The organism is Chelatococcus sp. YT9, assembly GCF_018398315.1.
GTDB lineage: Bacteria > Pseudomonadota > Alphaproteobacteria > Rhizobiales > Beijerinckiaceae > Chelatococcus.
The window spans coordinates 1,590,108-1,604,333 of sequence record NZ_JAHBRW010000001.1 but is presented as its reverse complement, the minus strand read 5'-3'; the positions used below and the strand labels follow the sequence as shown (position 1 = coordinate 1,604,333).

General features: G+C 61.9%; 13 protein-coding genes. 10 read left to right on the top strand and 3 right to left on the bottom strand.

The window, feature by feature from the left end; genetic code table 11:
* Positions 1–385 precede the first annotated feature (385 nt).
* From KIO76_RS07230 to KIO76_RS07210, 5 genes are all read left to right on the top strand, one after another.
* Positions 386–1,192, top strand: a complete 807-nt coding sequence (locus tag KIO76_RS07230) for an ABC transporter permease (RefSeq protein WP_213322206.1) — start codon at positions 386–388, stop codon at positions 1,190–1,192.
* A 67-nt stretch (positions 1,193–1,259) separates the two neighbouring features.
* A complete protein-coding gene (locus tag KIO76_RS07225; protein ID WP_213322204.1) occupies positions 1,260–2,273 on the top strand; it encodes an ABC transporter substrate-binding protein in 1,014 nt (337 codons plus the stop codon).
* Positions 2,274–2,343: 70 nt separating this feature from the next.
* On the top strand, positions 2,344–3,162 hold the full coding sequence (locus KIO76_RS07220; protein WP_213322202.1) for an ABC transporter ATP-binding protein: 819 nt from the start codon (positions 2,344–2,346) through the stop codon (positions 3,160–3,162).
* Between the two features lie 7 nt (positions 3,163–3,169).
* The gene (locus KIO76_RS07215; protein ID WP_213322200.1) at positions 3,170–4,555 is read left to right on the top strand and encodes an enolase-like domain-containing protein; all 1,386 of its coding nucleotides are present in this window, start codon (positions 3,170–3,172) and stop codon (positions 4,553–4,555) included.
* Positions 4,545–5,306 carry a TetR/AcrR family transcriptional regulator gene (locus KIO76_RS07210; protein ID WP_213322199.1) on the top strand — a complete coding sequence of 254 codons (762 nt, stop codon included), beginning with the start codon at positions 4,545–4,547 and terminating at the stop codon, positions 5,304–5,306. Before KIO76_RS07215 ends, KIO76_RS07210 begins: the two co-directional genes overlap by 11 nt.
* 701 nt (positions 5,307–6,007) lie before the next feature.
* On the opposite strand, the gene KIO76_RS07205 is transcribed toward KIO76_RS07210, so the two are convergent.
* Entirely contained in the window at positions 6,008–6,679 is a 672-nt protein-coding gene (locus tag KIO76_RS07205; RefSeq protein ID WP_213322197.1) for a TetR/AcrR family transcriptional regulator, read from the bottom strand.
* 222 nt (positions 6,680–6,901) lie between these two features.
* Here KIO76_RS07205 and KIO76_RS07200 point away from each other — a divergent pair, with 222 nt between their 5' ends.
* The 3 genes from KIO76_RS07200 (at position 6,902) to KIO76_RS07190 (ending at position 9,397) form a co-directional block, all read left to right on the top strand.
* Positions 6,902–8,074, top strand: coding sequence for an MFS transporter (locus tag KIO76_RS07200; RefSeq protein ID WP_213322194.1), 1,173 nt, complete (start codon positions 6,902–6,904; stop codon positions 8,072–8,074).
* Positions 8,075–8,157: 83 nt separating this feature from the next.
* Positions 8,158–8,775: a LysE family translocator gene (locus KIO76_RS07195; RefSeq protein ID WP_213325118.1), complete on the top strand. Its 618-nt coding sequence runs from the start codon at positions 8,158–8,160 to the stop codon at positions 8,773–8,775.
* Positions 8,776–8,884: 109 nt separating this feature from the next.
* Positions 8,885–9,397, top strand: a complete 513-nt coding sequence (locus KIO76_RS07190) for an MmcB family DNA repair protein (protein ID WP_213322192.1) — start codon at positions 8,885–8,887, stop codon at positions 9,395–9,397.
* Positions 9,398–9,566: 169 nt separating this feature from the next.
* Here KIO76_RS07190 and KIO76_RS07185 read toward each other — a convergent pair whose 3' ends face one another.
* Together KIO76_RS07185 and KIO76_RS07180 are read right to left on the bottom strand one after the other, a co-directional pair.
* The gene (locus KIO76_RS07185) at positions 9,567–10,124 is read right to left on the bottom strand and encodes an ActR/PrrA/RegA family redox response regulator transcription factor (RefSeq protein ID WP_213322190.1); all 558 of its coding nucleotides are present in this window, start codon (positions 10,122–10,124) and stop codon (positions 9,567–9,569) included.
* Between the two features lie 276 nt (positions 10,125–10,400).
* Positions 10,401–11,738 carry an ActS/PrrB/RegB family redox-sensitive histidine kinase gene (locus tag KIO76_RS07180; protein WP_213322188.1) on the bottom strand — a complete coding sequence of 446 codons (1,338 nt, stop codon included), beginning with the start codon at positions 11,736–11,738 and terminating at the stop codon, positions 10,401–10,403.
* A 351-nt stretch (positions 11,739–12,089) separates the two neighbouring features.
* Between KIO76_RS07180 and KIO76_RS07175 the strand changes: the two genes are divergently transcribed.
* Positions 12,090–13,379 carry a polyhydroxyalkanoate depolymerase gene (locus KIO76_RS07175; protein ID WP_213322187.1) on the top strand — a complete coding sequence of 430 codons (1,290 nt, stop codon included), beginning with the start codon at positions 12,090–12,092 and terminating at the stop codon, positions 13,377–13,379.
* Positions 13,380–13,475: 96 nt separating this feature from the next.
* A complete protein-coding gene (locus KIO76_RS07170; RefSeq protein ID WP_213322186.1) occupies positions 13,476–14,219 on the top strand; it encodes a M48 family metallopeptidase in 744 nt (247 codons plus the stop codon).
* The last annotated feature ends 7 nt before the right edge of the window (positions 14,220–14,226 follow it).

The window sequence follows — 14,226 nt, the reverse complement described above, 5'->3', positions numbered from 1 at the left end:
TCTGGTGCTTGACCAGGCCGGACGGGCAACACGCTTACCTTTTCCGGCCGGGGTGCCCCACCCGACCTCGCTGGCGCGAGGCCGCTCTCCGCTGGAGGGAGGGCTCAGCGGGCGGCGGTTCCCCTTTTTTCATCCGCAGCGCGTCATTGCCGGCGTCGCGCAGCGACGGGAACGAGATCCAGAGGGAAGAGCGACGGACGCGCACCATGTGCCGTCGCGCCGAGAACGCGGCTCCAGCGTTAGCGGCAGAGGGCGTCACCTACGACTTTGGTCGAGGTCCTCGCTCGTTCGCTTGACACCCGTGCGTCCGCCTGAGTAAATCACCAGTTAGTTACAACATGCGCGGAAAGCGCAGTCTGGGAAACGCTCTGGTGGAGGTTACTGGATGGCGACCACGTCGGTCCGTACGCTCGCTCGCATTGTGGATTCGCCCTGGGTCAGGCCGCTTGGCTTGCTCGTTCTCTTGATCGTGCTCTGGGACGTCACGGTCAGGCTGCTCAATATTCCGCCCTACCTGATCCCGGCGCCGATTGACGTCATCAAGGCTTTCCGCGCTGAGGGGCCGATGCTTTTGGCCGAAAGCGTGCCGACCACGCTCGCGACAATCGGGGGCTTCCTGCTGTCGGCGGCCATCGGCATACCGCTTGCGATGCTCATCGCGGGATCGCGCACGATCGAGTCCTATCTCTATCCGTTGCTGGTTTTCTCTCAATCAATCCCGAAGGTCGCCATCGCGCCGCTTTTCGTGGTGTGGTTCGGCTTTGGCATGACGCCGAAGGTCATTTCGGCCTTTCTGCTCGGGGTGTTTCCCGTCATCGTCTCCGGCGTGCAGGGCTTCAAGTCTCTCGATCCGGACATGCGGGATCTCGCCCGCGCCATGAAAGCCTCGTGGTTGCAATCCTTCGTGATGGTGAAGCTTCCCCACGCCATGCCGGCGATATTTGCCGGCCTCAAGGTTTCCGTGACGCTTGCCGTTGTCGGCGCGGTGGTCGGCGAGTTCGTCGGCGCCAATTCGGGACTTGGCTTCGTGCTGCAGCGCTCGATCGGCAATTTCGAACTGCCGACGATGTTCGCGGCGCTCGTGCTGCTCGCAGCGATCGGCGTCATCCTGTTCTGGGTCGTCGATCTGATCGAGCGCTTCGCTATCCCCTGGCATGCCAGCCAGCGGCAGGAATTCTTCGCAACTGCTTGACGCCCATTAAGTCCACTTGCGTAACCGCCACAGAGAAGGCGGACCGCCATTACCGGAGGAATGAGTTATGTTGAGACGATCTGTTCTTAAATCGATACTCGCAGGCGCCGCTGCATTGGCGGCTCCCTCGTTCGTTCTTCCCGCAGCAGCGGCCGACAAGGTCACGCTGATGCTCAATTGGTATGTCTACGGTGAGCACGCGCCGTTCTACTATGGCAAGGAGAAGGGCTTCTATGCCGCCGAGGGCATCGACCTCGACATCCAGGAAGGTCGCGGCTCCGCCGTCACCATCCAGGCGGTAGCGGCCAATACGGCAACCTTCGGCTATGCCGACGTGGCCACCATGATCCGCGCCGCGGCCAAGGGCGCGCCGGTCACGTCGCCGGGTGTGCTGCTGCAGACAAGCCCCATGTCGGTCATGGGCTTTTCTGACAAGAACATGCGCAAGCCGGAAGACCTGAAAGGCAAGACCATCGCAACCACGCCGGGCGATTCCATGTCGCAGATCTGGCCGCTCTTTCTCAAGAGCGCCGGTCTGAAGGAGAACGAGATGAAAATCCTCTCCGGCGACGCACAGACCAAGCTTAACGCTGTCATCAGTGGCCAGGCGGATGCCCTTCTCGGCTATTCGATGGACCAGAGCATGAAAATCAAGGATGCGACCGGCAAGGACGTCTTTCCCATCATGTTCGCAGATTACGGCATTCACCTGGTGTCCTCCGGCATTATTGCCAATCGCGACTTCCTCAAGAAGAACGAGGACCTGACGCGACGCTTCATGGCCGCCACCACCAAGGCCATTCTCGCCGCGGAAAAGGATCCGGACGGGGCCGTCCAGGCTATCCTCAAGGCCCTGCCCAAGGCCGGCCAGCCGGGGACGCTCAAGGAAGGGTTCGAGCTCACCATCCCGCTCTATCGCACGGCGGAGACCAAGAACCTGCCACCTTTCCACGTCACCGACCAGAACATGATCGATTCCGTCAATCTGCTTGTTGAGTATGGTGGCCTCGAGGCTTCTGCCAAGAACGACGTAAAGAGCTTCTATAGCCGCGATTACTTGCCAAAGGCCGCTGGCGGCTGAGTAAATCGCCCAAGGTCTCACGAAGTACAGACCATGGATTGAGATCAACAGGCTCGCCGGGGGAGGACGTATGTCGCTGTCGTTGAGAGTGGTGAACGGAATGGATGAGCCAAAGGCCAAACGGCGGCTTATCGAGGTCAGAGGTCTGCAGAAGACTTACCGCACTCGCGATGGCGACGTACCCTCGTTGAAGCCAATCGATCTCGACATCCACGACGGCGAGTTCGTCGCCGTCGTGGGCCCCTCCGGCTGCGGCAAGTCCACTTTGCTCAAGCTTGTCGCCGGCCTGATCCCGCCGACTGCCGGCGAGATCCTTATAGAAGGCAAGGCCGTCACAGAGCCGCCAGATGACGTTGGCATCGTGTTCCAGAGCCCGGTTCTGCTCGCTTGGCGTTCTGTGCTGCGCAATGTGATGATGCCTGTCGAGGTGCGGAAGCTCGACCGCGCCTCCCATCTTGAGCGGGCGCGCAAGCTCCTCAAGACCGCCGGCCTGGAGGGTTTTGAAAACAAATACCCCTGGCAATTGTCGGGTGGCATGCAGCAGCGCACGTCCATCTGCCGCGCGCTGGTGCATGATCCGAAGATCGTGCTGATGGACGAACCTTTCGGCGCGCTTGATGCCTTGACGCGCGAGCGCATGAACCTCGAGCTGCAGCGCATCCATCAGGAAACGCGCAAGACGATCCTGCTCATCACGCATTCCATCCCGGAAGCCGTCTTCCTTGCCGATCGCGTCGTCGTCATGTCGGAGCGGCCCGGGACGATCGCCGCTATTTACGACGTTGAGCTGCCGCGCCCGCGCCGCCTCGAAGACATGGGCAATCCCCTGTTCAGTTCGCTGACCCAGACCATTCGCGGGCATTTCTACGCGCGCGGGCATCTCGACTGAGAGCATTATGAGCCTTCGCGTTACCATCGACGACATTGCGCTTTTCGAACGCCCCATGGCGTTCCGCCTGCCATTTCGCTTCGGCGCCGTGACGGTGACGGAAGCTCCGCAAGCCTTTGTCCGGGTGCGTCTGAGCAGTGGAGACGGAAGCAGCGCTGTCGGTGTCGCAGCCGAGATGATGATGCCGAAATGGTTCGACAAGGACCCGGCCAAGACCCCGGCAGACACCATCGCCGACCTTCGATTGAGCCTTACGACCGCGGCAGGTCTCTATCGCAGGGCTGCGAACACCCCGGAGAGCGCCTTCGGTCATCATGCCAGGGTTTATCAGCAGCAGATCAGGGCGACCGGCGAGCTTGGCCTTCCCTCCCTCGCAGGTGCTTACGGCCCGGCGCTGATCGACAAGGCCATTGTCGATGGTGTCCTGAAGCTCGGCGGACTCGATCTCGCCACAGGTCTCCGCACCAATGCCATCGGACTCGATAGCCGGCTCACCAATGACGTGGCGCAGGAGGATATCGATACATTCCTCCAGGGTATCACCCCTCAGCCTCGTGTCAGTCTTCGCCACACGATCGGCTTTGTGGATGCGCCTGATGCGCTGGCGGACGAACTTGGCGATGCGCGGCCTCGTTATTTCAAGATCAAGCTGAGCGGCGATGTGGCAGCGGATTGCGCGCGGCTCCGCGCGTTGGCGCCGGTTCTCGAGGCGCTCGTGCCTGACTTCCTGGCAAGCCTCGATGCAAACGAGCAATATGACAGATCCCGCCTGGCTGAACTGACCACCGCCCTGCGGAAAGAGCCGTTCCTCAGCCGGCTTAAGTCCAGGCTTCTTTATATTGAGCAGCCCCTTGACCGCGCCGCCACCTTTTTAACCCCAATCGAGGACGCGGGCGACATTCCTTTCATCATCGACGAAGCCGACGGCGGCTATGACGCCTTCCCCAAAGCGGCGGCGCTCGGCTATCGCGGTGTTTCATCAAAGACCTGCAAAGGCCTTTACAAGTCGTTGATCAACGCCGCGCGGGCGGCGGCCTGGAACCGTCGCGACGGCGCGGCCGGGCACTGGTTCGTCTCCGGCGAAGACCTCACCTGCCAGGCCGGGCTCGGCGTACAGCAGGATACAGCGCTGGTCGCCTGCCTCGGAATCAGCCATGTGGAACGCAACGGCCACCATTACGTCCGCGGCTTTGGCACGGCGCCGACCGCCGAGGCCGCCAGGTTCGCCGCGGCGATGCCTGGCCTCTACGAACGTCAGGGCGATGCTTTCGTGCTGGCCGTAGGCGCGGGGGAACTCCCCACTGCCCCGCTCTTTACGCCGGGCTTCGCCAGTGGGGCGACGCCAGACTGGGCGAGCCTCACGCAGGTGGAGGGCCATACGAATGTCGCTTGAATGGGCGGAGCACACAAAGACCGCGGCCGAGGCGGTGCAATCAAGAACCACATCGACCAAGCCCGCGAAGGCCAAACCTGCAAAGGTCGAGACTGCGAAGGTTGAGACTGCGAAGGTTGAGACTGGGCAACCGCCGCGCACGCGTGATCCTGAGGCCACTCGCGCCAAGATCCTCGCGGCCGCGACGGTCGAATTCGCGGCCAGCGGCTTCTCCGGCGCATCCATCGACGCGATCGCGAGCCGCTCCCAGGCCAACCGGCGAATGATCTATCACTATTTCGGTTCGAAGCGCGGCCTGTGGCTCGCTGTTCTCGAAGCGGCTTACGAGCGCGCGCGCGTGGCCGAGGTCAAGCTCGATCTGGGCCGTCTTGCGCCGGAAGAGGCCATGCGGCGCCTCGTCACTTTCACCTTTGACGCCTTTGTCGGCGATCGCGTCTTCATCAATCTGCTCAACAGCGAAAACCTGCACCAGGCCCGGCATCTCAAGACGTCATCGCGTGTGAAGGAGATGCATTCACCGCTGATCGGAATGATCAGCGAGATCCTGGACCGGGGCGTTGCAGCGGGCCTTTTTCGCACGGGGGTAGACCCCGCCCAATTGTGGATCTCGATTGCCGGGCTTTCCTATTTCTACTTCTCCAACATACACACCCTTTCGGTGATCCTCGACCGCAACTTCCCTGGCAAGATGGAGATCGGGGCGCGACGCGCCCATGTCGCCGACTTGATCCTCGCCTCGCTCAGGGCTTGACGGACAATACCAGGGGCTCCTAACCCTGGGCCCTGCGGCTTGCCACGCACCAAGGGCTGCCGAGATCCGGCGCCTTTCCGACCCGCTGGAACGAGCCGCAGATGACACCGGCGAACGAAGCAGTCAGATCGACCCGATCATGGCGCTAACAGAAACAGCCTCCCGCACATTGAATGTTCCGAGCAAGCTCGCTCGATAAGCAATGTACAGTAGATATATTAGACAATTATTATTTATCTGATATAATTTCATATTCACAAAATTGACATCAATTCGTTTATCTTGATGATACACTTTCATCGAGGTGAGCTATGAGCAGAGATCCATATATCTCCTCTATTTCTTTCCTTTGAAAAGCTGCGGCACGCGGGCATTACTTAGCGATCTAATCTGGGCCGATAACAAAGCGGCGTCTGGACACGGCAAAAAATCAGGCGCACCCGCTTAACGCAAGGATGCCAAAAAAATGTCGAACGGAGGAAGACACCAGATTTGAAAGACCCGCTTGGCCCCCGAGGAGACGCTGGTCGATTCTATAGCTCCAGCTTCACACTTATACGTTCGGAAACAAATGCCGAGCGTTACTGACATATAATCTTTATACCGAAATTCGAGCGTTGGTGTGATTTTCAAAATATAGAAATTGCAATAACCAATGCATTTCATAATCGAATTTAAAATCTACATTAAAGGTCCTCTCATCATTTCCCGACACGAAGTGATGAGAGGACCACGTGCACGATATGCTCGCCCCAATGGGCAAGGCGCTCCGGCGCTGCGAGGTCGCGGGCGAAAATCGTCGAGAGTGTGTGGCGGTTGGAGAGGTAGAATGCCGCCAGCGAGGCGATACTGATATAGACATCGACCGGGTCGAGGCCCGGCAGAAAACGGCCCTGTGCCGCGCCTTTGTCGAGAAGCTCGCGCAGCTTTTCGATGAATGGCGAATGCAGGCTCAGCACCTTGGCCGATTCCTTGAGATTCTCGGCCTTATGCAGGTTTTCCGTGGCGAGCAGGCTCAAGAATTCCGGGTTATCCAGGAAATATTGCCACGTGAAGGCGGTGAGCCGGCGGATGCCATCTTCCGGATCTGCCGTTTCTAGCTTGAGCGCGGCCTCGGCGGAACGAATTCCCGCATAGGCCTCCTCCAGCACCGCCATGTAGAGGCGCTGCTTGTCCCCGAAGTAATGATAGATCATGCGCTTGTTGACGCCGGCTCGCTCTGCGACCGCATCGACCCGCGCCCCGCCGATTCCCTTATCCGCGAACTCTCGCGTGGCAGCCATGAGAATCGCCTGGCTCGTGCGGTCGGGATCGCGGGAGGTGCCTGTATAGCCTCGCCGGCGCGGCACCACCGCGTCATTGTCAGTCGTCATTGCTTGTCGGCTCCACGCACGAGACCTCGCAAAAATCGTAGCGAGAGCCGTTCCCTCGCAGACAAAGCGGCTGATCGCAAGGGGCCGATCGGATCCTTGGGAATGTCAACTGCGTGGTTCGCAATGCAGCGCCGACGGCATGCACCCTTGCGGCGGGCGGAAAAATAGGGCTCCCTCACAAACCATCAAGACGTCGAGCCTTGCAAGATGTAGAGCCTCGCCATGTTGCGCGTCGAATCGCCTGGCTTGCGCCGGGACCGCATGGCCACCGCGGTATTGTTCCTGGTCAATGGTGCCGTGTTCGGTGCCTGGGCGGCCCATATCCCAGTCATCAAGACGGTTCACGATCTGTCTCCCTCCCTGCTCGGTCTCGCGCTTCTGGCCCTGGCGGCCGGCGCGCTCATCGCCATGCCCGCCTGCGGCGTCGGCCTGGCGCGCTTCGGCGCGAGGCGGGTGCTTGGCGCCACGGGCCTTACTTTCAGCATTCTCCTCGCGCTTCTGCCGGTCATGCCTCAGACGGCGGCGCTTTTCGCGGTGCTCTTTCTCTTCGGAGCGTCCGGCGGTGCGATGGACGTTGCCATGAACGCCCATGGCACCGCCGTTGAACATCAGTTCGGCCGTCCCATTCTGTCTTCTCTCCACGGCATGTGGAGCCTCGGCGGTCTGGTGGGCGCAGGGCTGGGGGGTCTCAGCCTGGCCCTCCTCCCGGCCGCTATCGAAGCGGCGGCTCTTGCGATCGTCTTCGCTGCCGTTGTTCTGGTCGCCGTCCGGTACATCCAACCGCAGACGGCCGCCACGACCAGTGACGACCCGAAGCTGGCTATGCCGGACCGTGCGACCCTGGCAATCGGCGCCGTGGTCATGTTCGCCTTCATGGCGGAAGGCGCTCTGCTTGACTGGAGTGCCGTCTATCTCCGTGAAACCCTTGATGTGCCGGCGAGCTCGGCAGGACTCGGTTTCGCTGTCTTCTCTGGCGCAATGGCGATCTCGCGCTTTCTCGGCGACAGCATCCGCAGGCGCGTCGGACCCGTCATGCTGGTGGCTGGCGGCGCGCTTCTCGCCGCCGGGAGCCTCGGTCTCGGCATCGCCCTGAATCATCCGCTGGTCGCGGTTCTGGCGTTCGGCGTCGCGGGCCTCGGCCTTGCCAATGTGGCACCGGTCGGCTTCAGCACGGCGAGCGCCGGCAGCGCCGAGAATCCGGCGCAGGCGGTGGCGGCGGTGGCGACGCTGGGCTACGGCGGCGTTCTCATCGGACCGGTGATGCTCGGCTTCGTCGCCGATGCAACCTCGCTGTCCGGGGCTCTGAGCTTGACCGTCGGCCTCTGTCTCCTCATCGTCGGTGGTGCGCGTGCGATGCGCAACAAGCGGTTCAAACCGGAAACTGGCCGGCAATAGCGGTCGATTTGCCGAAGATCATTCAGAGGATAATGATGGAGATCGGTTTTCTCGGAGATTTCCTCCTCGATACGCAAAGCTGGATCAGCTTGAAGGCCTGGATGGCGTTCGTGGCCGCGTCGGCTGTGGTGTTGTTGATCCCCGGTCCGACGATCCTGCTCGTGGTGTCCTATGCCCTTGGCCAGGGTCGGCAGGCCGCGATGCCGCTCGTGCTCGGGGTCACTGTCGGCGATACGATCGCCGTCGTTGCCTCCCTCATGGGTCTGGGAGCCATCCTCGCCGCATCCGCTCTTGTCTTCACGATCGTGAAATGGCTCGGGGCCGCCTATCTCGTGTATCTCGGCATCAAGCTGTGGCGGGCAGATCCATCACTGCAGAGCGCCGCCTCTCCCACAACGGCACGCCCAATGGCCATGTTCTCGCATGCGGCGCTGGTCACAGCCTTGAACCCGAAGAGCATCGTCTTTTTCGTGGCATTTCTTCCGCAGTTCCTCGACCAGGGCCGTCCGCTCCTGCCACAGATGATCATTCTGGCCGCGACCTTCGTCACGCTGGCGTTCTTCAACGCGGCCGGCTATGCGATGCTCGCCTCCTCGGCCCGCCGCCTCGTCAGCCGCCCCAAGGTGCTGAAGGCCGTGAACCGCACCGGCGGTGGCCTCCTCGTGGGTGCCGGAATTGCGACAGTGACATGGCGATCGTGACCTGAGGATGGATCGTGACTTGGCGGCCGTGATTAGATGCACGATGAGAGAGATGACGCGGCAATGGTACGGAGTATGGCCATAGGTCCTACGAGCCTGGGGCTCCGAAATGGGTGACGATACCGTCAGCATCCACCACTGGCGCATCGAAACGCTGGCCCTGCGTCTGACCGACGGTCGTCAATCCCCGACCGCCCTGAAGATCCAACGCGGTGTTTGCCGGCTGATGGCAGGTCTCGGCCAGGTTTCGGTGACCGAATTGACCTTGGCCTCCGGACGGCGCGCCGACGTGATCGCACTCAGCCCCGCGGGTGAAATCACCATCATCGAGGTGAAGTCGAGTCTCGCCGATTTCCGGGCGGACAACAAATGGCGGGACTACCACGCCTTCAGCGACTACCTGTTCTTCGCGGTCGCGGAGGATTTTCCGATCGAGGTGCTGCCGGAGGAAGCCGGGCTCATCGTTGCGGATGCCTATGGCGCTGCCATCCTCCGCTCGCCGGAGCGAGTGCCACTCGCCGCGGCACGGCGCAAGGCGCTCACCATCCGCTTCGCGCAGGCGGCTGCGGCACGCCTGCACAGCCTGACCGACCCGGATGGCGCGCCAAGCGCCTTGCTTTGACCAAGCGTCCTGCTGCTACGTTGCCAACTGAGAAAACCGCTGAGCCTCAGTCGTCATGGCCGGGCTTTGTCTCGGCCATTCCGATCAGTGCGACGCGCCACCTTCCGCTCCCCGATGCAAGGCAGGGATGAGGCCGACGGCGGCAGGCGCTTCAAATTGCTGAAAATGTCTAGCGCGGAGCGCGCTTGGCGAGAATCCGCTGAAGGGTGCGGCGATGCATGTTCAACCGCCGCGCGGTTTCCGACACGTTGCGGCTGCAGAGTTCATACACGCGCTGGATATGCTCCCAGCGAACCCGGTCCGCTGACATGGGATTTTCGGGCAATTGGGCGCGCTCGCCCTGCTGCGCCATGAGGGCGGCATGGATCTCGTCGGCGTCAGCCGGCTTCGCGAGGTAGTCGAAGGCCCCAAGCTTCACCGCCGTGACCGCCGTCGCAATATTGCCATAGCCGGTGAGCACGATGCAGCGCGCATCGGGGCGGCGTTCCTTCAGGCGGGTGACGACATCGAGGCCATTTCCGTCACCAAGGCGCATATCGATGACTGCGAAAGCCGGTGCCGTTTCATCGATGGCCGCCATGCCTTCGGCGACACTTTCCGCAACGCGCACGCCATAGCCACGGGTTTCCATCGCCCGCGCCAATCTGGTCAGGAACGGCCTGTCATCGTCGACGATCAGAAGGCTGTTGTCGCCTTCGATCTCAGTTTGCTGCTCGGAGTCTACCATCCGGTCACCTCACGCAGGTGGGCCACGCGAAACCTTGGGGCCCTCAACCACAGAGCAATCCCAGGCTGGAGCATGCTGCTCAAGAGGAAGATCCGCCTTAGACGTAATCTGCGCTCTGTCACTTCTCTCTTATCGCGTCCCTCGCCGCGATGATCTCTTTCCCTAGCCGCCCCTTTGACGTCGATCAATGCTGATCGATCACGAAATAGGCATTTGTGACATTTTTCTAAAGGATCAGAGCCTCCGAAATCGCATCAATTGTGCAATTTTTCTGCTTCATCGCCATTGGCCGACGTCGGGAAGCGGATCGATATCGCGCTCAAACACATCCCGCGGCCATGTCACGGTGACGACGGCGCCGCTGTCCGGTGCGGCCGCATTGCTGAACTCGATCGTCGCCCCGGAACGTTCGATCAAGGTCTTTGCTATGAAAAGGCCAAGGCCGAGGCCTTCGCCGGGCTCGCCACCGCCCCGACGGTCGGATCCCCGTGTGGTGACATAGGGGTCTCCCAGACGAAGCAGAACCTCCGGAGCGAATCCCGGGCCGTCGTCACGAACGACCACGCTCACTGTGTCTTTCGTCCAGGATGCGTCGATCACAACGCCCGAGGCTGCGAAATCGACCGCGTTGTCGACAAGATTACCAAGCCCATAGAGGAGACCCGGGCTGCGACGGCAGACGGGTTGTGCACCTTCGCCGCTAGCATTCAGGGTGAGCGGCGTGCTGAAGGAGCGCTGGGGGTTCGCCACTTCCTCGATGAGATCGCGAAGCGTCAGGCGCTCGAGCGGTCCCGCCTCGCCGGTGCCGAGAGACGTCAGGGTGCCCAGAATCTTGCGACAGCGCTCGACCTGCTCCCGCAGCAGAGTGATGTCTTCGGCCATAGGGCCGTCCTTCGGCGCGAGCTTATCGAGCTCCTTGGCCACCAGCGCGATGGTGGCGAGTGGCGTGCCGAGTTCGTGAGCGGCGGCCGCGGCGAGGCCATCGAGCTGCGACAGGTGCTGCTCGCGGGCGAGCACGAACTCCGTCGCCGCCAGCGCGTCAGCAAGCTGCCGCGCCTCCTCCGCGACGCGCCATGCGTAGACACCAGTGAAGGCCAAGCCGAGCAGAATGGCGCACCAGATACCGGCCACATACAGGAACGGCAGATGCAGGGTCTCGCCGGGGTACCAGGGCAACGGCAGGTGGAAGAAGGCCAGGATCGTGACGCAGACCATGGCCATGAAGCCAAGCGCCAGTGTCCGCCAGGGTTGCAGGGCCGTCGCCGAGATCATCACGGGCGCCAGCAGAAGCATCGCAAAGGGGTTTTCCAGGCCCCCCGTGAGGTAGAGCAAGGCAGACAGCTGCAGGATATCGTAGCCAAGCAGCAGAGAGCCCGCGTTTTCGCTCAACCTGTGGCTGATCGGATAGCGGATACGAAGCGCGAAGTTCAGCCAGGCCGACACCGCGATGGCGACGAAGCAGAACGCGAAGGGAAAGGGAAAACCGAGCCCAAAATGCACGCCGACCACGGCAGCGCTTTGGCCAACAACAGCCAAAGAGCGCAGCCGAACGAGGGTATCGACCCTCAGATGCTGGGCAGTGCGCCGTATGGTTGCTGTGTCGTTAACGGCCATGAATCCATTCCGGCCGGGCACGCCCGACTGCATGTCGGGCTAACGCTTACCGGCGCGTCGCGCAAGCGCTAAGCACAGCTTCAGGCTGGGTTTTTGGAAAGTCTGTCGGGATCGCGAAGCCGACACGACATGATCCGGCTCTCGCGGAAGCACGAGCTCACCGAGGGTTCCGGCAAACCTACAGCCGCGGGCACAGAGGAACGCTCTGCCCCGATTGTGCGTTGCATCACTGTGGACGAGGTTTGAACGATTACAGGAATAAGGTTAAGATCGCGCCTTGATTTTGCGACGCAGCATCGCAGCGAGCCCTGTTGCGCCTTCCTCTGTAACCTCTCCCAACGAGGGTAGAGAATGAATTTTGCCTATTTCTGGTATGAGGCCGCGCACGCTCTTGTCAGCCCGGCCCGCGCCGTCACCGATGCGGCGAGATTGACGTTCAACAACCCGATCAATCCGCTCACCTACACCGCCTACGGTCGCACAGTCGCTGCCGCCTGCGAACTCTTCGAGCGCACGACGCGCCGTTATGGCAAACCGGCCTTCGGGCTGAAGGAAACCGTCGTCGAAGGCATGACCTGCCGGGTTCGCGAGGAGATCATCTGGCAAAAGCCGTTCTGCCGGCTGCTCCATTTTGATCGGGGCGGCAAGGCCAAGCGGCTGAACCAGCCGAAGCTCCTGATCGTCGCGCCGGTCTCCGGCCACTACGCCACGCTTCTACGCGGCACGGTCGAAGCGTTCCTCCCCACCCACGACGTCTATATCACCGATTGGGTCGATGCCCGGCTCGTGCCGTTATCCGAAGGCAGCTTCGATCTCGACGACTATATCGACTACGTCATCGAGATGATGCACGAACTCGCGACGAACCTCCACGTGCTGGCCGTGTGCCAGCCATCGGTACCGGTCATCGCGGCGGTCGCGCTGATGGAGGCGGAGAACGATCCGGACGTGCCGGCGTCGATGATCCACATGGGTGGGCCCATCGACACCCGCCGTTCGCCGACGGCCGTCAATCTCCTGGCGCAGGAGCGCGGGACCGATTGGTTCCGCCGCAATTGCATCGTGAAGGTGCCCTTCACGCAGCCGGGCTTCATGCGCGAGGTCTATCCGGGCTTCCTGCAGCTGTCAGGCTTCATGGCGATGAACATCGACCGGCACCTGACTGCTCACTGGGAGATGTTCCAGCACCTCGTCGACGGGGACGGCGATTCGGCCGACAAGCAGCGCGAGTTCTACGACGAGTATCTCGCCGTAATGGACATGACGGCTGAATTCTACTTGCAGACCATCGACGAGGTTTTCGTCAAGCATAGCCTGCCAAAGGGCGAGATGCAGCACCGGGGCAAACCTGTTGACCTTGCTGCCATCCGGCGGGTGGCATTGATGACCGTGGAAGGCGAGCGTGACGACATTTCGGGTGTCGGGCAGACGCAGGCCGCCCATGAGCTCTGCAAGAATCTTCCCGCTTCGATGAAGCTTCAACATCTGCAGCCGGGTGTTGGCCACTATGGCGTGTTCAACGGCCGCCGCTTCCGCCAGGAAATCGCGCCGAAGATCACCGCTTTCACCGAGAAGTTCAATGGTCGGGCAACCGAAGTTCGTCCGGTGCGGCGCGCCAAAGTGAAGGGAGAGGCCGCCTGAGGCTTTCTTTGTTCCTCGTGACGCCCCCGATTGTCGCATCCATAGCGTCATGCTGATGTGCTATTGATGGCCGACCTGCTACGGTCCTGAATCGGCATGCGCATCAGTCTGTTCAAACGGTCGGCTCCTGACCCGGACCATATTGCCGTGCGCCACGGCGCGGAGACGTTCCGGGTTGCTATACGCCGGCGCGCGGCGGCGCGTCGATTCACGCTGCGTGTGTCGAACGCAACCGGAGAAGCCGTCCTGACCTTGCCGGAGCGCGGCGACTTCGCCGCGGCAAGACGCTTCGCCGAAGCCCAGAGCGGATGGCTGGCGGCCCGCCTGAAGCGAGTTCCAGACAGGACACCTTTCGAGATGGGCGCGTTCGTTCCTTTGCGCGGCACGCCACACCGCATCGTCCACTGGTCCAAGACACGCGGCGTGCCGGAAGCGACCGTCGACGCGGCCGGCGCGCCTATCCTCGCCGTCACCGGCGAAACACCGCATGTGCCGCGCCGGGTCCTGGACTTCCTCCGGCGCGAGGCCACCCGCGATTTGACGGAGGCGGTGGCACGCCACACCAAGACACTTGGCATTCCCGCCCGCAGCATCAGCATCCGCGACACGAAAAGCCGCTGGGGATCCTGCTCGGCACAGGGCCGGCTCAACTTTTCCTGGCGGCTTATCCTGGCGCCGCCGTATGTGCTCGATTATCTCGCGGCCCATGAAGTGGCGCACCTGAAGGAAATGAACCACTCGGAGCGATTCTGGCGCTTGACGCGCCGGCTCTGCCCCCGCACAGACGAGGCAGAAGCCTGGCTCAAACGGCATGGCTCCACCCTGCATCGTTTTGGCTGACAACATT

Excerpts from the sequence above, each read along its gene's own strand:
- KIO76_RS07230 (WP_213322206.1), top strand. The coding sequence starts at position 386 with ATGGCGACCACGTCGGTCCGTACGCTCGCTCGCATTGTGGATTCGCCC.
- KIO76_RS07225 (WP_213322204.1), top strand. The coding sequence starts at position 1,260 with ATGTTGAGACGATCTGTTCTTAAATCGATACTCGCAGGCGCCGCTGCA.
- KIO76_RS07220 (WP_213322202.1), top strand. The coding sequence starts at position 2,344 with ATGTCGCTGTCGTTGAGAGTGGTGAACGGAATGGATGAGCCAAAGGCC.
- KIO76_RS07215 (WP_213322200.1), top strand. The coding sequence starts at position 3,170 with ATGAGCCTTCGCGTTACCATCGACGACATTGCGCTTTTCGAACGCCCC.
- KIO76_RS07210 (WP_213322199.1), top strand. The coding sequence starts at position 4,545 with ATGTCGCTTGAATGGGCGGAGCACACAAAGACCGCGGCCGAGGCGGTG.
- KIO76_RS07205 (WP_213322197.1), bottom strand. The coding sequence starts at position 6,679 with ATGACGACTGACAATGACGCGGTGGTGCCGCGCCGGCGAGGCTATACA.
- KIO76_RS07200 (WP_213322194.1), top strand. The coding sequence starts at position 6,902 with ATGTTGCGCGTCGAATCGCCTGGCTTGCGCCGGGACCGCATGGCCACC.
- KIO76_RS07190 (WP_213322192.1), top strand. The coding sequence starts at position 8,885 with ATGGGTGACGATACCGTCAGCATCCACCACTGGCGCATCGAAACGCTG.
- KIO76_RS07185 (WP_213322190.1), bottom strand. The coding sequence starts at position 10,124 with ATGGTAGACTCCGAGCAGCAAACTGAGATCGAAGGCGACAACAGCCTT.
- KIO76_RS07180 (WP_213322188.1), bottom strand. The coding sequence starts at position 11,738 with ATGGCCGTTAACGACACAGCAACCATACGGCGCACTGCCCAGCATCTG.
- KIO76_RS07175 (WP_213322187.1), top strand. The coding sequence starts at position 12,090 with ATGAATTTTGCCTATTTCTGGTATGAGGCCGCGCACGCTCTTGTCAGC.
- KIO76_RS07170 (WP_213322186.1), top strand. The coding sequence starts at position 13,476 with ATGCGCATCAGTCTGTTCAAACGGTCGGCTCCTGACCCGGACCATATT.